At 72.0% G+C, this 23,173-nt stretch carries 18 protein-coding genes; 13 read left to right on the forward strand and 5 right to left on the reverse strand.

The window, feature by feature from the left end:
• The first annotated feature begins 14 nt into the window (after nt 1-14).
• Complete coding sequence (locus tag WME83_RS10525; protein WP_437319143.1) at nt 15-3,242, forward strand: efflux RND transporter permease subunit; 3,228 nt, start codon at nt 15-17, stop codon at nt 3,240-3,242.
• Between the two features lie 107 nt (nt 3,243-3,349).
• Here the strand turns inward: WME83_RS10525 and WME83_RS10530 are convergent, their stop codons facing one another.
• On the reverse strand, nt 3,350-4,501 hold the full coding sequence (locus tag WME83_RS10530; protein WP_437319144.1) for a S1C family serine protease: 1,152 nt from the start codon (nt 4,499-4,501) through the stop codon (nt 3,350-3,352).
• Between the two features lie 114 nt (nt 4,502-4,615).
• Here WME83_RS10530 and WME83_RS10535 point away from each other — a divergent pair, with 114 nt between their 5' ends.
• The 8 genes from WME83_RS10535 (at nt 4,616) to WME83_RS10570 (ending at nt 14,575) form a co-directional block, all read left to right on the forward strand.
• On the forward strand, nt 4,616-6,340 hold the full coding sequence (locus WME83_RS10535; RefSeq protein ID WP_437319145.1) for a DUF885 domain-containing protein: 1,725 nt from the start codon (nt 4,616-4,618) through the stop codon (nt 6,338-6,340).
• Between the two features lie 186 nt (nt 6,341-6,526).
• Complete coding sequence (locus WME83_RS10540; RefSeq protein WP_437319146.1) at nt 6,527-7,342, forward strand: hypothetical protein; 816 nt, start codon at nt 6,527-6,529, stop codon at nt 7,340-7,342.
• A 101-nt stretch (nt 7,343-7,443) separates the two neighbouring features.
• On the forward strand, nt 7,444-7,971 hold the full coding sequence (locus WME83_RS10545) for a hypothetical protein (protein WP_437319147.1): 528 nt from the start codon (nt 7,444-7,446) through the stop codon (nt 7,969-7,971).
• Nucleotides 7,972-8,250: 279 nt separating this feature from the next.
• On the forward strand, nt 8,251-8,724 hold the full coding sequence (locus tag WME83_RS10550) for a hypothetical protein (protein WP_437319148.1): 474 nt from the start codon (nt 8,251-8,253) through the stop codon (nt 8,722-8,724).
• A 93-nt stretch (nt 8,725-8,817) separates the two neighbouring features.
• Nucleotides 8,818-9,961, forward strand: a protein-coding gene (gene prfB, locus WME83_RS10555) for a peptide chain release factor 2 (protein ID WP_437319149.1) whose coding sequence is annotated in 2 segments (ribosomal slippage) — nt 8,818-8,886 and nt 8,888-9,961 — 1,143 coding nt in all. Because the reading frame shifts where the segments join, the coding sequence is not laid out codon by codon here.
• Complete coding sequence (gene lysS / locus WME83_RS10560) at nt 9,958-11,679, forward strand: lysine--tRNA ligase (RefSeq protein WP_437319150.1); 1,722 nt, start codon at nt 9,958-9,960, stop codon at nt 11,677-11,679. The genes prfB and lysS overlap by 4 nt, the downstream gene beginning before the upstream one ends.
• Entirely contained in the window at nt 11,676-13,832 is a 2,157-nt protein-coding gene (locus tag WME83_RS10565; protein ID WP_437319151.1) for an FtsX-like permease family protein, read from the forward strand. Before lysS ends, WME83_RS10565 begins: the two co-directional genes overlap by 4 nt.
• An 8-nt stretch (nt 13,833-13,840) precedes the next feature.
• The gene (locus tag WME83_RS10570) at nt 13,841-14,575 is read left to right on the forward strand and encodes an ABC transporter ATP-binding protein (RefSeq protein WP_020734056.1); all 735 of its coding nucleotides are present in this window, start codon (nt 13,841-13,843) and stop codon (nt 14,573-14,575) included.
• On the opposite strand, the gene WME83_RS10575 is transcribed toward WME83_RS10570, so the two are convergent.
• The 3 genes from WME83_RS10575 to WME83_RS10585 all read right to left on the reverse strand — a co-directional run bounded on the left by WME83_RS10575 (nt 14,564) and on the right by WME83_RS10585 (nt 18,797).
• The gene (locus WME83_RS10575) at nt 14,564-16,648 is read right to left on the reverse strand and encodes an FAD-dependent oxidoreductase (RefSeq protein WP_437319152.1); all 2,085 of its coding nucleotides are present in this window, start codon (nt 16,646-16,648) and stop codon (nt 14,564-14,566) included. The two genes, WME83_RS10570 and WME83_RS10575, sit on opposite strands and share 12 nt — an antisense overlap.
• A gap of 119 nt (nt 16,649-16,767) precedes the next feature.
• Nucleotides 16,768-17,811 carry an arginine N-succinyltransferase gene (locus WME83_RS10580; protein ID WP_437319153.1) on the reverse strand — a complete coding sequence of 348 codons (1,044 nt, stop codon included), beginning with the start codon at nt 17,809-17,811 and terminating at the stop codon, nt 16,768-16,770.
• Between the two features lie 140 nt (nt 17,812-17,951).
• Nucleotides 17,952-18,797: a shikimate dehydrogenase gene (locus WME83_RS10585; protein ID WP_437319154.1), complete on the reverse strand. Its 846-nt coding sequence runs from the start codon at nt 18,795-18,797 to the stop codon at nt 17,952-17,954.
• Nucleotides 18,798-18,844: 47 nt separating this feature from the next.
• Between WME83_RS10585 and lepB the strand changes: the two genes are divergently transcribed.
• Nucleotides 18,845-19,579: a signal peptidase I gene (gene lepB / locus WME83_RS10590; RefSeq protein WP_437319155.1), complete on the forward strand. Its 735-nt coding sequence runs from the start codon at nt 18,845-18,847 to the stop codon at nt 19,577-19,579.
• A gap of 9 nt (nt 19,580-19,588) precedes the next feature.
• Here lepB and ftsH read toward each other — a convergent pair whose 3' ends face one another.
• Nucleotides 19,589-21,409: an ATP-dependent zinc metalloprotease FtsH gene (ftsH, locus tag WME83_RS10595; RefSeq protein ID WP_437319156.1), complete on the reverse strand. Its 1,821-nt coding sequence runs from the start codon at nt 21,407-21,409 to the stop codon at nt 19,589-19,591.
• A 213-nt stretch (nt 21,410-21,622) separates the two neighbouring features.
• Between ftsH and WME83_RS10600 the strand changes: the two genes are divergently transcribed.
• The 3 genes from WME83_RS10600 to WME83_RS10610 all read left to right on the forward strand — a co-directional run bounded on the left by WME83_RS10600 (nt 21,623) and on the right by WME83_RS10610 (nt 23,122).
• Nucleotides 21,623-22,147 carry a hypothetical protein gene (locus tag WME83_RS10600; protein ID WP_437319157.1) on the forward strand — a complete coding sequence of 175 codons (525 nt, stop codon included), beginning with the start codon at nt 21,623-21,625 and terminating at the stop codon, nt 22,145-22,147.
• A 61-nt stretch (nt 22,148-22,208) separates the two neighbouring features.
• Nucleotides 22,209-22,451, forward strand: a complete 243-nt coding sequence (locus WME83_RS10605) for a hypothetical protein (RefSeq protein WP_020734062.1) — start codon at nt 22,209-22,211, stop codon at nt 22,449-22,451.
• Between the two features lie 2 nt (nt 22,452-22,453).
• On the forward strand, nt 22,454-23,122 hold the full coding sequence (locus WME83_RS10610) for a sigma-70 family RNA polymerase sigma factor (RefSeq protein ID WP_437319158.1): 669 nt from the start codon (nt 22,454-22,456) through the stop codon (nt 23,120-23,122).
• The last annotated feature ends 51 nt before the right edge of the window (nt 23,123-23,173 follow it).

Below are 23,173 nucleotides of genomic sequence, written 5' to 3' on the forward strand. Positions count from 1 at the left end.
GAAAGGTAGCGACCATGCAATGGCTCGCGGCAATCTGCATCCGTAGGCCGGTGTTCGCGTCGGTGATCGTCCTGCTCCTGACGGTGCTCGGGGCGTTCTCCTACTTCGGCCTCGGCGTGGACCGGTTCCCCAAGGTCGAGTTCCCGTTCATCGTCGTGACGACGGTCCTCCCCGGCGCGGCGCCCGAGGAGGTGGAGACGGAGATCTCCGACAAGATCGAGTCCGCGGTCAACACGATCAGCGGCATCGACGAGCTGCGCTCCGCGTCGGTCGAGGGGCTCAGCCAGGTCATGATCTCCTTCCAGCTCGAGAAGGACGTCGACGTGGCCGCGCAGGAGGTGCGCGACAAGGTCGAGGGCATCCTCGCGGAGCTCCCCGAGGGCATCGATCCGCCGATCGTGGGCAAGCTGGATCCGGACGCCGCCCCGATCCTCACGCTCGCCGTCTCCTCGCCGAAGGCGGACGTCCGCGAGGTGACCGAGTTCGCCGACAAGACGCTGCGGCGCGAGCTGGAGTCGCTCGCCGGCGTCGGCCAGGTGCTGGTCATCGGCGGCCGCAGCCGCCAGATCAACATCTGGATCGATCCGGAGAAGCTCGAGAAGTACTCGCTGACGGGCGGCGTGGTGGCCCAGGCGCTGGCGAGCCAGAACGTCGAGATCCCCGCCGGCCGCATCGAGCAAGGGGGCAGGGCGCTCACCCTGCGGACGCGCGGCCGCGTGCAGTCGGTCGAGCAGATGGCGGACATCGTGCTCGCGAACCGCGACGGCTACTCCGTCCGGCTCGGCGACGTCGCCGAGGTCCAGGACGGCATGGCAGAGCCGGAGTCCGCCGGCTTCCGCGGGCTCGACCCCGCCGTGCTCCTCAGCATCCGCAAGCAGAGCGGGACGAACACCGTCGAGGTCATCGACGGCCTGAAGGCGCGGATCAGCGACGTCGAGAAGCGCCTCCCCCCGGGCTACCAGATCGTCATCGCCCGCGATCAGTCGGAGTTCATCAAGAACTCGGTCAACGCCGTCAAGGAGCACCTCGTGCTCGGCGCGCTGCTCGCCGCGATCATCGTCGCGCTGTTCCTCGCGAACGCGCGCAGCACGGTCATCTCCGCGATCGCGATCCCGACGAGCATCATCTCCACGTTCGCCCTGATGAGGGTGGCGGGCTTCACGCTCAACGGCATCACGCTCCTCGCCCTGACGCTGGCGGTCGGCATCGTGATCGACGACGCCATCGTCGTCCTCGAGAACTGCTACCGCTGGATCGAGGAGAAGGGCGCGAGCCCGTGGGAGGCGGCGCTCCAGGGCACGCGGGAGATCGGCCCCGCGGTGCTCGCGACGACGCTCTCGCTGGTCGCGGTGTTCCTCCCGGTCGCGTTCATGAGCGGCATCGTCGGCCGCTTCCTGAACTCGTTCGGCCTCACCATGGCGTTCTCGATCCTGGTCTCGCTGATCGTGAGCTTCACGCTGACGCCGATGCTGTCGGCGCGGTGGCTGAAGAAGCCGGACAAGGGCGGCTCCCACAGCTCCAAGGAGTCGCGCTTCTACGGGCCGATCGAGCGCGGCTACATGTCGCTCCTCCGCTGGTCGATGGCGCACCGCTGGGTCATCGTGCTCGCCTCGGTCCTGGCCCTGTTCTCGATCCCGGTCCTCGGGGGCCTCGCGAAGTTCAACTTCCTCCCGGTCGAGGACGAGTCGCAGTTCCAGGTCACCCTGCGCGCGCCCGAGGGCGTGAGCCTCGACGGGACGCGCGTCATCGCCACGCGGCTCGCCTCGGACATCGAGAAGCTCCCGGGCGTGAGCTACACGCTGACGACGATCGGCGACGATCCGCAGAAGACGCCCAACCTCGCCACCATCTACGTGAAGCTCAAGCCCACGAGCGAGCGCGAGCTGTCGCAGCAGGACCTCATCGACCGGGCCCGGCGCGAGCTCCAGCCGAAGTTCGACGCGGAGAGGCTCCGGGCGAGCATCGGCGTCGTGCCCGCGTTCTCCGGCGGCCAGAGCGCGCAGATCGCGTACCAGGTGCAGGGCCCCGACCTCCAGAAGATCGGCCAGTACTCCGACGCGCTGCTCCAGAAGCTCAAGGCGATGCCGGGCGTCGTCGATCCGGACACGTCGCTGCTCGTCGGCAAGCCGGAGATCCGCGTGAACATCGATCGCAAGAAGGCCGCCGATCTCGGCGTCCAGGTCGGCGACGTGGCCAGCACGCTGCGCCTCCTGGTCGGCGGGTACAAGGTGTCGACCTACAACGAGGGCGGGGAGCAGTACGAGGTGCGCGCGCGCGCGCTGCCGAGCTTCCGCTCGGACAAGGAGGGCCTCGCGAAGATCACGGTGCCGTCGACCAAGCTCGGCGCGGTCACGCTCGACAACGTGGTCACGTTCGCCGAGGGGACGGGCCCGTCGCGCATCGAGCGGTACAACCGCCAGCGGCAGGTCATGCTGACGGCCAACCTCGAGGCGGGCTACTCGCAGCAGACGGTCGTACAGGAGCTCGACAAGGCGGTGGCGCAGCTGAACCTGGCGCCCGGCTACTCCGCCGGCCCCGTCGGCGCGTCGAAGGAGCTCGCCAAGATGATGAAGAGCTTCCTCGTCGCGCTGCTCCTGTCGTTCGTCTTCATGTACCTCGTGCTCGCGGCGCAGTTCGAGTCGTGGCTGCACCCGATCACGATCCTCCTGTCGCTGCCGCTGACGGTGCCGTTCGCGTTCATCTCGGTCATCATCTTCCGGCAGTCGCTCAACATCTTCTCGCTGCTCGGCATCGTCGTGCTGTTCGGCGTCGTGAAGAAGAACTCGATCCTCCAGATCGATCACACGATCAAGCTGCGCGAGCACGGCTTGCCGCGCGCGCAGGCGATCCTCGAGGCGAACCGCGACCGGCTCCGGCCCATCCTGATGACCACGCTCGCGTTCGTGGCCGGCATGATCCCGCTCGTCGCCTCGAGCGGCGCGGGCTCGGGGACCAACCGCGCGACCGGGTTCGTGATCATCGGCGGGCAGACGATGGCGCTGCTCCTGACGCTGCTCGCGACCCCGGTCGCCTACTCGCTCTTCGACGACGTCTCGTCGTGGCTGAAGCGGGTCCTGCCCTTCATGCGGGGCGGCGACGATCCGGGAGCGCCTCGCGGGGAGGGGGAGGGCGGCGTCGCTCCGGCGGGCGACGGGGTCGTCGCGGCGGGCCATCACGGCGCCGCGGCGCGCGCCGTGATCGCGCACGAGGGCGGCCGGCCGGCGGGGGCGCACCTCGACTAGCCACGCTGCCTGGCGGCGCTCGGGGGCCGCGGCGCGCCACGCCCGGCCCCCGTCGCTGCCTCGACGCGGCGCCGCCACCCCGCGCGGCGCTCACCGCGACGCGCCGGTCACTGCGTGTCGCCGTGCACCTTGCGCAGGATCACATCCAGGAGACCGTCGAACGCGTCGCGCATCGCCCAGGCCTGCGCGGCGTTGTCGTCGAGCCCGGCGGCCTTGCGACGGCCCTCGGCGAGCGCCTGCCTCGGGCCCCGGCACGAGGGGCCGAGCCGGCGCTCCATGTCGAGCGAGGCGCCCTCGTAGATGTGATAGCAGGACGCGAAATCCCCCTGGTTGTAGAGGGGCGAGCCGACCTGGATGGCGCCGTCCATCGTCCGCGCCAAGACGAGGAGATCCCCCTCGGTGCAGCCGCGGAGGATCGCGAGCGCGTGGTGGGGCACCGAGCGCTTGACCGCCGGCAGCGCCTGCTCCTCGTCGGCCGTCTCGGCCGCGAAGGTCGAGAGCGGCACCGGGTCGGGGCGCACGAGCAGCCGCTTGAGGTAGTCGGCGGGCACGCCGAAGTTGAGGTTCTGCCCCTGCGTCGCCACCGCGGCGGCGACGCCGATCACCTCGCCGCGCTCGTTGAACAGCGGCCCGCCCGAGGAGCCCGGCGCGATCGGCGCGGAGATCTGCAGCAGCGTCAGCGCGGGATCGACCACGCGGACCGCGCTCACGAGGCCGTTCGACACGGTGTCGGCCAGGCCGAGCGGATGCCCGATCGCGACCACGGGATCGCCCGGGCGCACCGCGCGGCTGTCGCCCAGGGGCAGCAGCGGGAGCTTCCGCGGCGCGTGGATCCGGACGATCGCGAGATCCCGGTCCTCGTCGAACGCGAGCACCTCGAGCACCGGGTGCTCGCTCTGGTCCCAGAGGACGACCTTGAGATCCGGGATCCCGGCGATGACGTGGAAGTTCGTCGCGATCCAGCCGTCCTCGCGGACGAGGAAGCCCGCCCCCAGCGAGCCGTCGCCGCGGATCGTGACGACCGCCGGCGTGGCGCGCGCCGCGATCTGGGCCGGCGTCATCGCGGCCGACGGGGGCGCCGAGCTCGCCGGGTGGCCTGCGGAGCCGGCGCAGCCGAGCGCCGCGAGGGCCGCCGCGGCGAGGAGCCCGGAGAGGCGCGGCCAGCGGGGCCGCCGCGGCGGCCGGGAACGCGAGGGAAGGGCGGCGCTCGGGCGCCGGTCGTCGTCGTGGAGCTCGCCTTTCAGGCTGCGATGGTTCATGTCGCTCCCCGGGGCCGCCCCGTGAACGGCCTCTCTCCGCAAGCGTAACGAAGACCCGACGGGTCGTCTCGCGTGCACGAAGAAATTCCGGGCGCGGCCGCCTATGCTGTCGCGGTGAGCCAACACCACGACGCGCGCGATCCGATCTTCGCCCTCAGCGACGAGTTCGTCGAAACCTTCGCCGCACAATGTCCTGCCCACGCCACCCTGGCGGGCATCCCGTGCGACGACGGCGCCTGGAACGACTGGAGCCCGAGCGGCGCCGCCTCATGGGCCTCGACCGTCGCGTCCTTCCAGGAGAGGCTCCGGGCGCTGCCGCCGCCTGGTCGCGGGCCGGAGGCGCGGTGGGACCGCCTCGCACGCCGTGTGATGGCCGATCACCTGGACGAGCGGCTCGACGATTTCCGTCACGGCGAGCACCTGCGCGACCTCAACAACATCGAGTCGGCGTTCCAGCACCTCCGGGTGGTCTTCGACCTCATGGACGTGCGCAGCGCGGCCGGCTGGGACGCCATCGCGTCGCGCCTGGAGGGGCTCCCGCGGGCCTTCGACAGCTACCGGACGTCGCTGGAGGAGGGGCGCCGGACAGGCCAGGTCGTCGCGCGCCGCCAGGTGCGCGCCGTCATCGAGCAGGCGCGCTACCAGGTCGGCGAGGCGTCGTTCTTCCTCACGCTGCCCGTCGCCTACGAGGCGTCCGGCTGCGCCACGGACGCCGGCCGCGCGCGCCTCGCCGCCGGCGTGGACCGGGCGCGCGCCGCGTTCGGCGCGTTCGCCGATCATCTGGAGCAGACGTACCTGCCGAGCGCGCGCGCCGCGGACGCCGTGGGCGAGGAGCGTTATCTGCGCATGGCGCGACGCTTCCTCGGCGCGACCATCGATCCGATCGAGACCTACGCCTGGGGGTGGTCCGAGGTGCACGACATCGAGGCCCGGATGGCGCGCCTCGCCGGCGAGATCCTCCCCGGCGCGTCGCTGCCCGACGTGATCGAGGTGCTCATGACCGATCCCGCCCGGTGCGCGCACGGCGCCGACGAGTTCCTCCGCCTCATGTCCGAGCGCCAGCGGAAGGCGCTCGCCGAGCTCGACGGCGTGCATTTCGACATCCCCGATCCCATCCGCCACATCGAGGTGAAGCTGGCGCCGCCGGGCGGCGCGCTCGGCGCGTACTACATGCCCCCGAGCGACGGCTTCAAGCGGCCCGGCACCGTCTGGTACGCCGCCGGCGACAAGCAGCAGTTCCCGCTCTACGAGGAGATCACCACGGCGTACCACGAGGGATTCCCCGGCCATCACCTGCAGTGCGCGCTCCAGGTGCACCTCGAGGACCGGCTGAGCCGGCTCCACCGCTTCCTGGTGACGTGCTCCGGCTTCGCCGAGGGGTGGGCGCTCTACGCCGAGCAGCTGATGTACGAGCTCGGCTATTTCGAGCGCCCCGACTACGTGCTCGGGATGCTCGCGGGCAAGCTCACGCGCGCCTACCGCGTCGTCCTCGACATCGGCATGCACCTCGAGCTGCCGATCCCCCAGCACGCCCCGCTCCACGCCGGGGAGCCGTGGCGCTACGAGACCGCGGTCGAGTACCTCCACCGCCGCGCCTTCCTCACGCTGGATCACGCGCACAGCGAGGCGACGCGCTACCTCGGCTGGCCGGGGCAGGCGATCTCGTACAAGGTCGGCGAGCGGGTCGTCCTGGAGCTGCGCGAGGAGCTGCGGCGCCGGCAGGGCGAGGCCTTCGATCTCAAGGCGTTTCACGCCAAGGTGATCGGCTCTGGCTCGGTCGGGCTCGACCACCTGCGCGAGATCGTCATCGAGGGCGCGGAGGACGGGGCGCTGCGCTGAGAGCGCGCCCGCGAGGCGGGGACGCCGCCGGTGCGGGCGCGGGGCGACAACCGGCGCGCCTCGCTCCCGAGCGCCTCCGGGCCCCCTGGCACGGTCCTTTCTTTACCTCGCTCCCGAGCGCCTCTCCGCGTCTGGCGGCTGATTCCAGGCGTCTCGCTGGCATTCTTTGGCACAGGAGCGAATCCCATGACAGCTCATCGTCTTCCTTGGTTCCACATCAGCGGCCTGCTCTCGGTGGCCGTCGCCCTCGCGTCGGCGGGCGCGCTCGCGGGCTGCCACATCAACGTCGTGGATGGCGGGACCCCCTGCGACGTGGACGGCACCGTCTACAGCCCCGGCGACTCGTTCCTGGACAAGGACGGCTGCAACACCTGCGTTTGCTCGGACGACGGGACCATCGCCTGCACCCGCAAGGCGTGCGTGCCCGGCTGTACGTACGACGGCGTGAACCACGCCCCCGGCGACTCCTTCCGCGCCTCGGACGGCTGCAACGCGTGCATCTGCGACCCCTCGGGCAGCGGCAACGTCGAGTGCTCCACCATCGCGTGTGAAGGGTGCGCGCCGGGCGAGGAGCTCCCGATGGACGACGGCTGCAACACCTGCAGGTGCGACGCCGACGGCATCGCCGTCTGCACGGCCGTCCTCTGCTACGACGGCTGCTTCTACGAGGGCTCGATCTACGAGGTGGGGGAGGCGTTCCCGTCCATCGACGGCTGCAACACCTGCACGTGCGCGGCCGACGGCAGCGTCGCGTGCACCGAGCGCGCCTGCGCGTGCGACCCGGAGGCCGAGTGGTGGCGCAGCTACGCGGGCGACAGCCCGGAGACGTGCCAGCTCATCGACTTCGTCTGCCCCGACACCACGGCCTACTTCCAGAACGCGTGCGGCTGCGGCTGCGAGCAGGACGCGAGCTGCCCGCCGTCCTTCAACTGCATGCCGCCCGAGCCGTGCGACGTCGAGGCGATCCAGGAGCGCTGCCCCTACTCGGAGATCGTGTTCTGATCGCCGGCCAGCGCGCCCGCGCCTGCCTCCGGGCGCCGGGCGCGCCTCGCTCGCCCGCCTCCCGGCTCGACGCGCGGCCGCGCGCGTGCCAATCGAGGCGGGTGAGCTCTCCCCCGGCGAGCGAGATCCCCGAGGCGCGGCCGAGCGGCTCGGACCTGTGCACCGCGTGCGGCCTGTGCTGCACGGGGCTGCTCTTCGACGTCGCGCCGCTCGAGGAGGACGAGCTCCCGCTCGCCGAGAAGCTGCGCCTGCCGCTCGCGTGCAACCAGTACCACGACGCCTTCAGGCTGCCGTGCCCGTGCCACCGCGACCGGAAGTGCACCGTCTACGAGACGCGCTTCTCCGTGTGCAGCAGCTACGAGTGCGGCCTGCTCCGGCGCTGCAAGGCGGGCGAGGTGCCGCTCGACGAGGCGCTCTCCCGCGTCGAGCGCGTGCTCCGCTTGACGGACGCCGTGCGCCGGCGCGTGCCCCCGCTGGAGCCGCCGCGCCCGCTCTGGGACGAGGCCCGCGAGCACCTCCGCCGGCGCGACGCCGAGGACGCGTCGCCGGCGTGGCGCAGCGAGCGGGAGTCGCTCGTCGCCGCGCTCGCCGAGCTCAGGGCCGCTTGCAGGGAAGGGCTCGATCCGTAGCGCCGGCGGCGCCGGAGACGCCGCCATCCCAGCGGAGAGCGGGATCGGGCTCCCCGGGGCTCGCGCTGGATCGAACCGCCGATCTGCAGAGTTGCTCCGGGGAGATCTCGCTTCGCCGCGCGCTCGCGAAGAGCGCCGGGGCCCGCGATCGGGATCGCGGCGACTCCCGCGCTGCGCCCTGGTCGAGCGCGGTTCGTCCACGACTTCGCGCGTCGCGGGCGCGACCCGGCGGGCTCGTCCGGCCTCCCGGTGGCCAACGCCGCGCCGTATATACGATCGATGGAACCGAAGATCCGCCGACTGACCAACAAGTATTCCGCCATCACCGCGGTGACGAGCTTCGTCACGCAGCCCATTCCCGGCGCAGACGAGCTGATCGTGGTTCCCATCCATTACTGGTTTTCCGCGTCGCTGACGCGGGCGCGGGGCGTGCCGCTCCTCGGGGCTCCGTGGCTTCAGGTGAGCAAGATCATCTGGGGCGGAGCCGCTGTGCGGCTCTTCGCCAACTTCACGCTCGGCCTCGTCCCGGTCGCCGGTCTCTTCTCCAACGCGATCACCGCCGTCGCGCTGACCGAGCTCCTGGGCCGTTACCTCGACAGCGCGCTGAGCAGCCCGGCGGCGCCTCCCTCGATCTCCCTGAGGACCATCCGAGACGTGGTGGCGAGGTCGCGCCGAGCGCGGAGACCTCGGCGAGCGTGGCCCGCGATCCGTCGGGCCTTCCAGCGATCGGTCCCCGGGCCGACCCCGGCTTGAGCCGCCAGCGCCCCCGGCGCGGGCCGCCGCGGCCTCTGCGCGCGGGGCGGTCTCTCCTGGCGATCGCCGCCCAGATCGAATAGATCCCCGGCCATGCTCTCCGAGACCCGCGAGAAAGTCCTGGACATCAAACGGCGCTTTGAGGCGCTAAGGGGGCATCTTTGACGTCCCTAAGCTCGAACGGATGCTCCAGGACCTGACCCAGACGACGCTGTCGTCCGGGTTCTGGAACGATCAGGAAAAAGCCCAAGCCGTCCTCCGCAAGCGCGCCCAGGTCGAGGCGAAGCTCGAGATGGCGCAGAAGCTCGGCCGCGAGATCGAGGATCTCGCGGAGTACCTCGAGCTCGGCGCCGCCGAGGGCGACGAGGGCGTCATCGCCGACGCCGACGCGCAGTCCGACGCGATCGCCGCGCGCCTGCGCAAGGCCGAGCTCGATCGCATGCTGTCCGGCCCCGCCGACCGCGGGAACGCCATCGTCAGCATCCACCCGGGCGCCGGCGGCACCGACGCGAAGGACTGGGCGTCCATGCTCCTCCGCATGTACCTGCGCTTCTGCGAGCGCCGGGGCTACAAGACGGAGATCATCGACTACCAGGACGGCGACGAGGCCGGCATCGACGCCGTGACCTTCACGGTGGCCGGCGACGCCGCCTACGGGTACCTGCGCTCCGAGGCGGGGGTCCATCGCCTGGTGCGGATGAGCCCGTTCAACGCGGATCACACGCGCCAGACCGCGTTCGCCGCCGTCGAGGTCACCCCGGACAGCGACGACGAGATCAACATCCAGGTCAACGAGAAGGACATCGAGATCACGACGATGCGCGCCGGCGGCAAGGGCGGGCAGAACGTGAACAAGGTGGAGACCGCCGTTCGCCTGCGCCACATCCCGACCGGCCTCAACATCGTGTGCCGCGCCGAGCGCAGCCAGCACCAGAACCGCGCGATGGCGATGAAGGTCCTCAAGGCGAAGCTGTACGAGATGGAGCTCCAGAAGCGCGAGGCCGAGGTCCAGGCCTACAACGCCGCGAAGAGCGCCATCAACTTCGGCAGCCAGATCAGGAACTACGTCCTCGCGCCCTACCGGCTCGTCAAGGACGTCCGCACCTCCACCGAGGCCACCGACGTGGACTCCGTCCTCGACGGCGATCTCGAGGGCTTCATCGAGGCCTATCTGCTCGCCGCGGCCGGCGGCTCGCTCAGGAAGGGCGGCTCGGTCGCGGAGGACGACGCTCCGTGAGCCAGCAAAAAGACCGACCGAACGACAAGAAGAGCGAGCGGCTAGCGAAAGAGGCCGCCGAGGCCGCGCGCGCCGAGGAGACGCTGATCGCCACCCGCAAGGCGAAGGCGGCCCGCCTCCGCGCCCGCGGCGAGAACCCGTTCGCCAACGACGTCACGACGGGCGAGCCGCTCACCGAGCTCGCCGCCGTCCGCGCCCGCTTCGACGGGGCGCGGGCCGCGGCCGAGCCCCGGCCGGAGGGCGCGGCGCCGGACCGGCCCGCCGCGCCGACGGTGGATCGCTACGACCCGGCGCGCGTCGAGCCGATCCCGTTCCGCGTCGCGGGCCGGGTCCTGTTCGTGCGCTCGTTCGGCGGCGTCACCTTCGTGCGGCTGCGCGACCGGACCGGCGAGCTCCAGCTCTACTGCGAGCAGGGGAGCCTCGCCGATTTCGAGCGGCTGGAGGACATCGATCTCGGCGACTTCGTCGAGGCCCACGGCGCCGCCATGGCCACGCAGAAGGGGGAGCTCTCGATCCGCGCCGAGCGCCTCCGGCTGCTCACGAAGGCCTACCGCCCGCTGCCGACCAAGACGAGCTTCAAGGACGTCGAGTCGCGCTACCGCATGCGGTACGTCGACCTCGTGGCCAACCCGCACGTGGCGGGGGTCTTCCGCGCCCGCAGCGCGATCGTCGCGGCGCTGCGCGAGTTCCTCGACGCGCGCGGCTTCCTTGAGGTCGAGACCCCGACGATGCACACGCTCGTCGGCGGCGCGGCCGCGAAGCCGTTCAAGACCCACCACAACGCGCTCGATCTCGAGCTCTTCATGCGCATCGCGCCCGAGCTCTTCCTGAAGCGGCTCGTGGTCGGCGGCTTCGAGCGCGTCTACGAGATCGCGCGCTGCTACCGGAACGAGGGGCTGTCGACGCGGCACAACCCCGAGTTCACGATGCTCGAGTACTACCAGGCGTACGCGACGTACGAGACCCTGATGGACGCGACCGAGGCGATGCTCCGCCACGTCGACGCCCGCCTCGCCGAGCGGCTCCCGGCCGAGCACGCGGCCTGGGCCTCCCAGCGCGCGTTCTCGCTCGAGCGCTTCGCGCGCGTCCCCATGGCCGAGGGGCTCGCCCGCGCCCTGGCCAAGGCGGGGCTCCCCGCCGACGTCCCGCAGCGCGTCGCCGCGGACGACGCGCCGATCAAGGAGTGGGCGAAGGCCGCCAAGGCGAGCGGGCGCGAGATCGACTGGACGAACTTCCGCGCGGGCGCGAAGAAGTGCGAGTCGCCCGGCGAGCTCGTCTTCTGCGCTTACGAGTACGTGGTCGAGCCGTTCCTCACGAAGGACTACCGCACCGAGGCGGGCGACAAGAGCGTCCCCGTCTTCATCATCGACTATCCCTTCGAGGTCTCCCCGCTCGCGCGCAAGAAGGACAGCGATCCCTCGCTGGTCGACCGCTTCGAGCTCTTCATCGAGGGCCGCGAGCTCTGCAACGCCTTCAGCGAGCTCAACGACCCCGAGGACCAGGACGCGCGGTTCCGCGCGCAGGTCGCCAAGAAGTCGCGGGGCGAGGAGGAGACGATGGATTACGACGCCGACTACGTCCGCGCCCTGGAGCACGGCCTCCCGCCGACGGCGGGCTTCGGCATGGGGGTCGATCGCCTGACGATGCTCCTCACCGGCGCGACATCCATCCGCGACGTCATCCTGTTCCCCCTCCTGCGCCCCGAGACCGACGCGTGATCGAGCTCTCCCGACCCCTGCAGGCCGCGCTCCTCGCCGCCGTCGCGCTGGGTGTCCTCTTGCTCGCCTGGCGCGGCTACACCCGCTTCGACAAGAAGGGCGAGCTCGAGCCGCGGCGCCCCGTCGTCGCGCGCGTCGGGCTCGTGCTCGCGCTCGCGGGCGGCGCCCTGCTCGCGCTCGCGCTCGTCACGTCCGGCGGGGGAGCGAAGGCCCTCGGGCTCGTCGGCGTGGTCGTCGCCAGCAACCCCGAGATGATCGCCGGCGCCCTCGGCGGGCTGGCCGGGACGGGCGTCGGCTTGCTGCTCGTGACCGCGACGGGCCTCGGCTGGCGGGTGTTCGGCGCGCGAGGGCCCAAGGTCCGCGCGTTCGTCAGGGCGCTGGGCGTGATCGGCCTCGTGGCCGCGCTCGCGGTCGCCGTCGTCTGGCTCGCGGTCCTGCCGATCCATCCGACCCTGAAGTGGCTCCTCGCGGGCGTCCTGATCGCCGCGGGCGTGGGCTACGCGATCGCCGGGACCCGCCCCGTCCGCAGGGGGCTCTACCGCGCGCTCGGCTGGTGGTGGGGCGCGCTCGTGGGCGTCACGTTCGGCGTCACCGCGGCGCTCACGGCCAGGATGCCCGTCGGGCGGCTCGCGTCGCACAACACCACCGATCAGATCATCCGCTTCGCCGCGCTCGTCTCCAGCACGGTCTTTCTGTTCTTCGTGCTGTCGGCGCTCCTGCCGCTCGCCCTCGACGCCCTCGAGCGCCGGAGCTTCGTGCTCCACGTGGGCGCGCGCCACGTGCGCGCCTCGAAGAGCGGCTTTCTCACCGTGATCTCGGTCCTGTCGATGGCCGGGGTCGCCGTCAGCTCGTGCTCCCTGTGCTCGGTCACGAGCATCATGGGCGGCTTCGGCGCCGACCTGAAGCGCAAGATCCTCGGCAACAACGCGCACATGGTCGTCGACGCGACCCGCCCCGGCGGCTTCGGCAACTGGGACGACAAGCTCACCAAGGTGCGCGTCGCGCTCGCTCCTTACGGGGGCGCGGCGACGCCGGTCGCGGCCGGCGAGGCGATGGGCTCCAGCGCCTCGAACACCGCCGGCGCCATCGTCCGCGGCATCGATCCGGACACGATCGGGCAGGTCATCGATCTCCAGAAGAACATCGAGGTCGGCAGCTTCGACTACCTGCGCGATCCCGAGAAGCTGACCAGCCTGCCGCCGGAGGAGATCATCGGCCGGGGCCCCGGCGGGGAGCCGTACTTCAAGGGGCCCGACTTCCGCCAGCCGCCGGACGTCGACCCGTCGGTGCGCGACTACCTGAAGCGGCAGACGCGCGTGTACCCGGGCGTCGTCATCGGCCGCGAGCTCGCGAAGTCGCTCCACGTGCTCGTCGGGGACGAGGTGACCCTCCTCTCGCCGGTGGGCGAGCTCGGTCCCACCGGCGTGATGCCGCGCTCCCGCAGGTTCCGCGTCGCGGCGATCTTCTACAGCGGCATGTACGAGTACGACGTCTCGCACGCGTACGTCTTGCTGGACGAGGCGCAGAAGTTCTTCGGCCTGGAGGACAAGATCACCCATATCGACATCCGGATCCCGGATCCCGAGCGGGTGCAGGATGTCCGCCCGGCCGTCGAGGCGGCGGTCGCCGCGGGCGCCGCGCTCGACGAGGCGCCGGAGGGCGGCAAGCCGCCCCCCGAGCTCCGCGTCCGCGACTGGGTCGAGAGCAACAAGAGCCTCTTCAGCGCGCTCAAGCTGGAGAAGATCGCGACGTTCATCATCCTGTCCATCGCCATCGCGGTCGCGAGCTTCTGCATCGTCTGCACGCTGCTGCTCATGGTGACGGAGAAGGGCAAGGAGATCGCCGTCCTGAAGGCGCTCGGGGCCTCGGACAACGCGGTGATGCGCGTGTTCATGCTCGAGGGCGTCATCATCGGCGCCATCGGCACCGTCTACGGTGTCGGCACCGCGCTGGCGGTCTGCACGGGGCTGTCCTGGTTCGGCGTCCGGCTCGATCCGGACGTCTATTACATCGACCGGCTGCCCGTGAACGTGAACGGCTCCGACTATGCGATAGTCGCGGTGGCGGCGCTGCTCATCTGCACGATCGCCACCCTCTACCCGGCCCGCGCCGCCTCGAAGCTCTCTCCGGTCGACGGGCTCCGCTACGAGTAAACCCCTCCATGTCCACTCCGCTCGTCGTCGTCGAAGATCTCCGCAAGACGTTCGTTCACATGGGGCGCGAGCTCCACGTGCTCTGCGGCATCGATATCGTGATCAACCAGGGCGAGGTCGTGGCGTTCGTGGGCCCCTCCGGGGCCGGCAAGAGCACGTTCCTCCACTGCATCGGCACGCTGGACCTCCCGACGAGCGGCCGCATCCGCCTCGGCAGCGACGAGCTCACCGGCATGCCGAGCTCGCGGCTCGCGGCGATCCGGAACCGGATGATCGGCTTCGTCTTCCAGTTCCACCACCTGCTCCCCGAGTTCAACGCGGTCGAGAACGTGATGATGCCGGGCCTCATCCAGGGGAAGACCCGCCGCGAGATGGAGCCGATCGCGCGCGCGCTGCTCGCCGAGGTCGGGCTCGCCGCGCGCGCGACGCACCGGCCGGGCGAGCTGTCGGGCGGCGAGCAGCAGCGCGTGGCCCTGGCGCGCGCGCTCGTCCTGTCGCCGAAGCTGCTCCTCGCCGACGAGCCGACCGGGAACCTCGACACCGCGACGAGCGACTCGATCCACCAGCTGTTCTTCGAGATGAACCGCAAGCACGGCACCACGGTCGTCGTGGTGACGCACAACCTCAGCTTCGCCGAGTCGATGCCGCGCGTGGTGACGATGCGCGACGGGGCCGTCGAGAGCGACCGCATCGGCAACGAGCGCGCCGCGGCGGCCGGGTACCGCGGCGGCTCAGCCGGATAGCCGCTCGCTCAGGAGCTCGGCCGCGCGCAGCGACATGGCCATGATGGTCATCTGCGGGTTCACGCCGAGCGACGAGGGGATCGCGCTCCCGTCGCACACGTAGAGCCCGGCGACGTCGTGCGCCTGGTGGTCCGGCCCGAGGCACGACGACCGCGGATCGACGCCGATGCGGCACGTCCCGAGCGGGTGGAACGCGGCCACGTCGATGTCCCCGGCCTTGATCTGCCGCCCCTTGAGCCGCTCGAGGTCCTCCGGGCCGTTCACCTCGTCGCAGCCGGCGACGAGCGGCAGCACGCGCCGCGCCCCCGCGGCCAGGAACACCTCGCAGAGCAGCTCGATCCCGCGCTGCATCCGCGCGACGTCCTCCGGGTTCATCGTGTAGAGCACGAGCGGCGTGCCGCCGAGCCCGGGCCGCACCTCGCCGCGGCTCGTGTCCTTGATCATGAACCCGAACGTCGCGAGGTGCGGGTACCGCTCCATGAGCTCGGTGTAGCGCCGCCCCGTCCACGGCACGGCCAGCGCGGCGACGTCGAACGGGAGCGAGCCGCCCTCGAACATCAGCCCTTCGTCGGCGAAGTGGTCGATCTGGTAGCCCTGCGGGATGCCTCGCCACTGGTCGACCCGCTCGTCGAAGAGCGCCATCACCTTCGACGCCGGGTGGATCGACAGGTTCTTCCCCAGCATGCCGCTCGAGAGGCACGCCCCGCTCCGGCGCAGCAGGAGCGGCGTCATCAGCGCGCCGCCGGCCACCACGACGGCCTCCGCCTTGACCACGAGCCGCGGCCGCCGCCGCCTCGCGCCGCCGGCCGCGCGGCCGCCCCCGGCCCTCGTGTCGCCGCCGAGCACGGCCGTCGCCCCGCGCGCGCGGCCCGCCACGACGTCGATCGTCCTCACGCGCGCCGCCGTGATGAGCTGCGCGCCCCGCTTCAGCGCCTCGGGCACGTAGCTCACGTCGGTCGAGCGCTTGGCGCCGGTCGGGCAGCCGAAGCAGCAGATCCCCTGTCCGTCGCAGTCCGGCGCGTTGCGCTGGAGCGGCCCGTGCTGCAGGCCGAGCCGCTCCGCGCCGCGCCGGATGATCGGCCCGATCGCCCCGAGGTGCAGCGGATCGGCCGGGGCGACCTGGAGCATCCGCTCGACGCGCTCGTAGTAGGGCGCGAGCCCCTCGGACGAGAACTCCGCGGGCAGCCCCATGCCGTCCCGCCACGACGCGAAGGTGCTCTCCGGCGCCCGGTAGCAGGTCCCGGAGTTGATCACGGTGCTCCCGCCGACGGCGCGCCCCGCGAACACCGGGATCCCCACGTTGCCGATCGCCATGTCGAGCCCGTGGTCGCGGTACATCTCCCGGTACGCGCGCGCCGGCCGGCCGGTGAAGCTCGAGCGGCGGTGGTAGTCGCCCTCCTCGAGCATCAGGACCGCGTGCCCCCGCGACGCGAGCTCGTAGGCGGCGGCCGCGCCGCCGGCCCCGGTGCCGATCACGAGCACCTCGCACTCGAGCTCCAGGTCTTCCTCGACCTCGCGCCCGTTCGTCACCTGCGACAGCCAGCGGGGGCTCTCGTCGCGCACGGTGGGCAGCTCGTAGCGGCAGCCCACGTGCTCGAACATCTCGGGCCGGTCGTAGTGGAGGAACCGGAGCGGCGTGAGCACGGCGCGGAGCAGCGAGCGCAGCGCCAGCGCCCGGCTCTGCTCGAAGCCGCGGAGCACCTCCATCCGCTCCTCGAGCGGCAGCGCCGACAGCGGCCTGAGCCGCGTCGCCACCGGCGCGAGCTCGATCGCCCACAGCGCCGCGCGCAGCCCCTGGGCCAGGTGCGGCGGGATCGACGACAGAAAGGCCGCGAGGCGGGCGGCGGTCGCCGCGCCGGCGCCCTCGAGGAAGCGGCCGGGCGGCATCGCCGCCTCGGCGAGCGCGGCGGCGATGCGCAGCTCCCGCTCCGAGAGCGCCGGCTCCGCGCCAGGCCGTCCCCCTGTCGCGGGCGCGCCCTCCGCCGGCTGCGCCGTCCCGGGCCAGCGCTCCTTCCGCTCCAGCCGCTCCAGCGCGGGCCAGCGCCTGAAGTCGAAGTCCAATCCCAGGGTCATGGTCGTCCGAGCCCCTCGTGAAAACTTCTATTAATTCTGTAGCAACAGAATCGTCGAAATGCAAGGCGGCCCGGTCCGCTCGGTCTGCGCGTTCCGGTCGGAGCGCGCGGCGGCGTCGCTCAGGGCATGGGCAGGACCCAGATCGGCGCGCGGGGCTCCAGCGCGAGGTGGTGCCAGGCGTCCTCGGCGATCGCCAGGCCGCGCTCTCCCTCGTCGCGGAACTGCGCGGCGACCGCGCGGAAATAGGGGGCGTCGGGGCGCTCGAGCGCGACGATGCCCTTCGGATCCGACGGGCTCGGCGCGAACGGCCGCCCTGCCTTGGCCTTCTGGGTGTCGCTCACGAGGGAGATCTCGTCCATGCGGGCGGTGAAGTGCGGCCCGCCGTCGAACGGGTCGACCCTGTGGGCGTAGCGGAAGCCGACGCGGCGCAGGAGCTTCTCCACGCCCCGGGTCTGCGACCCCACCTTCCCGATCACGCGCTGGGCGTCCTCGGGCAGCAGCGAGGCGTAGATGGTCCCCTCGGGGAAGAGCCCCTTGATGAACTCCTTGTTCTTCTTGGAGAGGAGGTCTGCCTCGGCATAGCTCATGTCGGTGAACTTGCGCCCCAGCGCCTCCCAGAGGTGGCTTGTTCCATCCGGCTCGAGCGGGGGCATCAGCTCCGCGAGGATCTCCTCCTGGAACAGGTCGGGCCGCGCGGCCATGTAGAGGAAGCGAACATACGAGATCATCGTGCCGAGCCGCTCGGGCCCCTGCCGGTAGTCCGGCATGAGCACGAGTCCGCCGATCTCCGTCGGTCCATTGTACGAGTAGCCGATGCGCAGCACGGTATGATGGAAGTGCTTGTCGATCGTGGCCGAGTACTTCTCCTCGTCGAGCACGTCGAAATAGATGTACGGGACGCCGCGCCGGCCGAGCTGCGCGATGATCATCGAGGTGCCGACGATCATGCCCTTGTCGCCCTTCGTCAGGTCGACGAGCACGAAGACGTATTGGCGCAGGCGGGGGTCCTGGATGGCCCCGCTGAAGCTCCGGTGGCTCTCGGCGACGATCTCGTGGATTGCGTCACGGTTGTTCGGCAGGTTGACCGAGTTCAGGTGGCGCGCGACATAGAGGAGCTGCTCCTCGTCGCCGGTCACGGCTGCGCGTATTTCAAACGAGATCATCGGGAGAAGCCTACGCGTGGCGCTCGCGCTTGGCCATTGCTCCGGATGCCGCGCGCGGGGCGTACAACAGAGCTCGCCGCGCGCCGCCCGTCCCCGCCGGCGCGCGGGCGGCGCGAGCAGGCCCCGCGCGGCGGCGCGCGTCAGCCGAGCTGAGCGCGGAGCGCTTCGTCCATGGCGTCGAGCGGCGGCTCGCGCCCGGTGTACAGCCGGAACTGCTCTGCCGCCTGGTGAAGGAGCATCCTCCCGCCGTGAACGGCGGTGGCCCCGCGCCGCCGCGCCGCCTCCACGAGCTCCGTGATCATCGGCTTGTACACGATATCCATCACCAGGAGACCCTCCCGCAACGCCTCCTCCGGGACGGGGCTCCGCGGGTCGACCTCGGCCATGCCGCGCGAGGTCGCGTTGACGAGGACATCGTGGTCGGGCGTGAGCGCCCCGTCGTCGAGGGGCACGGCCGCCCCGCCGACCGCCGCGGCGAGCTGCCGCGCCTTCTCGAGATCCCGGTTCGCGATGGTGACGCGGGCGCCGCGCTCCGCGAGCCCGAACGCGACCGCGCGCGCCGCGCCCCCCGCGCCGAGGAGCAGCACCCGCGCGCCCCCGAGCTGCGTCGCCTCCTCGAGCGCCCGCGCCGCGCCGATCCAGTCCGTATTGTACCCCCGGAGGCGCCCGCCGTCGTTGACGATCGTGTTCACCGCGCCGATCCGCGCGGCGATGGGATCGATCTCGTCCAGCAACGGAATTACCGCCTGCTTGTAGGGCATCGACACACCGAGGCCGCGGATCCCGAGCGCCCGCATCCCGCGCAACGCTCCCTCAACATCGGTCACCGCAAAAGGGATATAGGTAAAATCGAGCCCCAGCGCGCGGTAGGCGGCGAGGTGCATGGCGGCGCCTGTCGATACCGGATGAAGCGACATTGATCCGCAGAGTGTGAGGCGGCCCAGAGCTTGGGAGAATGATGCAGTCGACGAAGTACAGCCGTGCATGCAGCGAAGCTGGCCTGTCTGCAGCGCGGATGCTAGCCCCGCCAGCGATGAGCGAGCAGAGCTCCCCGGGGCCGGCGGCGGAGGCGGCGACAGCGTGCCTCGAGCCCGCCAAGGCCGGCCTGTTCATGCCCCGAGCCGATCGCGCGTTCGCGCGGCGCGCCTACCAGACCGTCGCGCCGCTCGGCCGCACCCTCCTCAAGGTCCTCGCGGTCCTCGCGATCCTCACGCTGGGTCGCTCGACGCTCGCGGACCAGTACCACGTGCCCACCGGCTCGATGTGGCCGACGATCGCCCCCGGCGATCGCATCCTTGTCGACAAGGTCGCCTACGGGCTCCGCGTCCCGCTCACGGATCGCTACGTGTTCGAGCGCAGCGGGCCGAGCGCCGGCGACGTGGTGCTCTTCGCGGATCCGCGCGGCGGCGCGACCCTCCTCGTCAAGCGCGTGATCGCGCTCCCCGGGCAGACGGTGATGCTCCGGCGAGGCGTGCTGTACGTCGACGGCGCGGCGCAGGCGACCGAGGAGCTCGGGGACGGCACGCGGGTCGAGCACCTCGGCCCGGTCACGCACGCGGCGGGCGAGCCCGACCTCGAGGCGTTCGGGCCCGTCGTCGTGCCCCCGGGCCACCTCTTCGTGATGGGCGACAACCGCGCCGCGTCGCTCGACAGCCGGGCGATGGGCGCGGTGCCGCGGGAGCTCCTCCGCGGCCGCGTGCTCAGCGTCGTCTATCACCACGACGCCGAGGGTTTCGATCTGTCCCGCGCCCTGCGGAGCGTCGACTGACCGCCCGGGTCACGCGTCGCCTCGCGCCATCATCGCCCTGAGCTCGTCGCCGCTCAGGGTCTCGACCTCGTAGAGCCTCGCGGCGATGCGCTCGAGCGTCGCGCGGCGCCCGCAGATCATCGCGCGCGCCCGCGCCTCCGCGTCCGAGAGGATCCGCGCGACCTCCGCGTCGATCTCGCGCGCGGTCGCGTCGCTGCACTCCCGCCCCGCCCCGGACGGGGGCGCGCCCCGCGGCTCGCCGAGGAACGACAGCGGCCGGCGCGGCTCCAGCGCCGAGAGCCCGACCCCCTGGCCCATGCCGAGCTCGCGCACCATGCGGCGCGCCAGCTCCGTCGCGTTGAGCAGGTCGTCCTGCGCGCCGGTCGACAGGTCCCCGACGGCCTCCGCCTCGGCGGCGCGCCCGCCGAGCAGCACGACCAGCCGGTCGAGGATCTCCTGCCGGCTCCACAGGTAACGGTCCTCCCGCGGCAGCTGCATCGTGTACCCGAGCGCCCCTGGCCCGCGCGGCACGATGGACACCTTGCGCACCGGGTCCTGCGTGGGCAGCAGCGTCGCCGTCAGCGCGTGCCCCACCTCGTGGTAGGCGACCACGAGCTTCTCGCGCGCGCCGAGCCGCCGGCCCCGCCGCTCGAGCCCCGCGAGCCCGCGCTCGATCGCGGCCTCCAGGTCGATCTGCCCCACCGCGGCCGCCCTGCGGCGCGCCGCGAGCAGCGCCGCCTCGTTGACGACGTTCGCGAGGTCGGCCCCGACGAGCCCCGCCGTCTGCGCGGCCACGGCGTCGAGATCCACGTCCGCGTCGAGCGCCACCTTCCTCCCGTGCACCGCGAGGATCTCCCGCCGCTCGGCCAGATCGGGCCGATCGACGTGCACCCGGCGATCGAACCGCCCCGCCCGGAGGAGCGCCGGATCGAGGATCTCGGGGCGGTTCGTCGCGGCGATCACGACGATGGCCGCGCGCGCGTCGAACCCGTCCATCTCGGTCAGGAGCTGGTTGAGCGTCTGCTCGCGCTCGTCGTGGCCGCCGACCGAGCCGCCGATGCCGCGGGCCTTGCCGACCGCGTCGAGCTCGTCGATGAACACGAGGCAGGTCCCCTTCTCGCGCGCCTGGGAGAAGAGATCGCGCACGCGCGCGGCGCCGACGCCGACGAACATCTCCACGAACTCCGACCCGCACGCGCTGAAGAAGGGGACGCTCGCCTCTCCCGCGATCGCCCGGGCCAGCAGCGTCTTGCCCGTGCCGGGCGGCCCCACGAGGAGCACCCCCCTGGGCATCCGGCCGCCGAGCTTCTCGTAGCGCTCGGGCGCCTTGAGGAAGTCGACGATCTCGCCGAGCTCGGCCTTCGCCTCGGCGCTGCCCGCGACGTCGCGGAACGTCGCCGTCGACCCTCGCTCCTCGTAGAGCCGCGCCTTGTTCTTGCCGAAGGCGGTCGCGGCGCCCGAGACGTTCCCCGCCGCCGCCGACCGGCGCGACGCGAGGTGGACCATCGCGACCAGCGCGGTGAGGGGCAGCGCCAGCCAGAGGTACGGAAGCAGCCCTCGCTCGTCCGCGGCGCGCGTGTACGGGATTCCGCGCCGGTCGAGGGCGGCGAGCAGATCCTTCTCGGTCTGCTCGATGCGCCCCGTGCGGTAGCTCCGCGGTGCGCTAGCGCTGAGGCCGGGCGCCGCTCGCCCGACGTACACGCCGTCCCGGATCTCGACCTCGGCGAGCTCTCCGCTCTCGGCGAGCGAGCGGAACCGCGCGTACGGGATGCGGCTGTCGGACGCGACCACCACCTGAAGCAGCAGCGCCGAGCCGAGCACCAGGACGAGAACAATCCAGAGCGACCGCATGGCCCGCCTCCGCGCGGACAGGCGACGTCGCCGGCAAGCCCGGTCCGCGCCACGGTGCGCCCTGCACGGAGTCTGCCAAGGCGGCCCGTGCACCCTCGAGGCAACACGAGACGAGGGACCGCTCGACCGATGAAGTTGCGTAACAGGCGAAACAGCGCCGAGCGCGTCCGGCGCGCCGTGGACGCACGGCGCGAACCGATCAACCCTCATCGCATGGGGAGAGCTCTTTTCTTGATCACGGGTCCGTTGACGATGTCGTTGCTCGGGTGCGGCGGGGCTCCGCCACCTCCGGCCGAGCAGCCCGAGCCCGCGCGGCTGGAGGAGCCCGAGAAGGGCGCCGAGCCCGCGCCGGAGGCCGCCCTGGGCGCCGAGGCGCAGGAGGCGGAGCCCGCTCCGGCGACGCCGTCCGCCGCGCCGGCGGCGCCGCGGCGCGACGACTCGGTGCCCGACGACTACGCGCTCATGCACGGCGACTGCGTCGAGCTCGGCAAGCAGCTCACGGTGCTCACGCGCTCGGAGCAGGTCGCGGCGCTGAGCGCCAAGCTGACGCCGGAGCAGCGGGGCGAGACCGAGAAGAGGATCGACGCCGTCGCGGCCACCCTCGGGGAGCAGTACGCGCAGTCGTGCGAGCAGAACGTCGGCAAGCACGTGGATCCGAGGTCGCTCAAGTGCGCGTTCGACGCGCGGAGCGTCAGGGCGTTCGAGGCCTGCCTCAACGCGCCGCCGCCGGCCAAGTGACGGCTCCGCGTCGCGTGCGCCGGATGACGGCGCGCGCGATGCGGATATAATGCGCGCTCGCATGGACGCTTCCCTCCTCGACGACCCCTGGATCGCCGCTCAGGTCGACGCCGCCGTGGCGCCTTACGTGGGCCGCCTGCCGGCGCACGAGGTCGCGTGGATGCGCGAGCAGCTCGCGGAGGTCTTGCTGCACGACGAGGAGGCGATCCGCCTCCTGCGGCGCGCGCACCCGCGCGAGGTCGACGAGAGCGGCGAGCGGGCGTTCGGGGTGCTCGGCGCAGCGGGGCGCGCCAAGGCGGGCTAGCGGTGCGCACTCCGGAAGACCGGCTGCTCGCCGAGGGGCTCGATCTGCTCCAGCTGGTCGCGAAGCGCGTCGCGCGCCGCCTGGGCCGCCGCATCCCGGTCGAGGACCTCGTCGCGCTCGGGCACCCGGCGCTGCTCGAGGTGGTGCGGACGTACGATCCAGGCCGATCCTCGTTCGAGGCGTACGCCAAGCGGAAGATCCGCTGGGCGATCTTCGACGGCATCCGGCGGGAGACGCGCTGGCGATCTGCGGCGGCGCGGGCCAGCGCGCTGGCTGCGTCGGCGCGGTTCGCGGAGGGGCGGGGGGCGGAGGACGACGCCGACGCGCCGGCCACGCAGGAGGACTACGCCGCGCGGCTCGGCAGCCTGCTCGCCGGGCACGCGGCCGCGATGGCGCTCGGCCTGCTCTCGAACCAGGGCGACGTCGCTGCGGTGCCCGACGCCGCCGACAGCCCCGAGGAGCGCGCCTCTGCCGCCGAGCTCGCGCAGACCGTGCGGCACGCCGTGCGCGAGCTCCCCGAGCGCGAGCGCGCCCTGGTCGAGCGCCACTACTTCGACGACGAGCGCTTCGATCAGATCGCGCAGGATCTCGGGATCAGCAAGAGCTGGGCGAGCCGCCTGCACAGCCAGGCGATCGCGCGGCTGGGCGAGCTGCTCCGCGCGCTGCGCTGACGCGCGGGCGCGCCGCTCCTCCCGGGCGCGCCCGCGCCTCGTTCCCCCTCG

It is taken from the genome of Sorangium sp. So ce385 (assembly GCF_051474135.1).
GTDB classification, from domain to species: domain Bacteria; phylum Myxococcota_A; class Polyangia; order Polyangiales; family Polyangiaceae; genus Sorangium; species Sorangium cellulosum_D.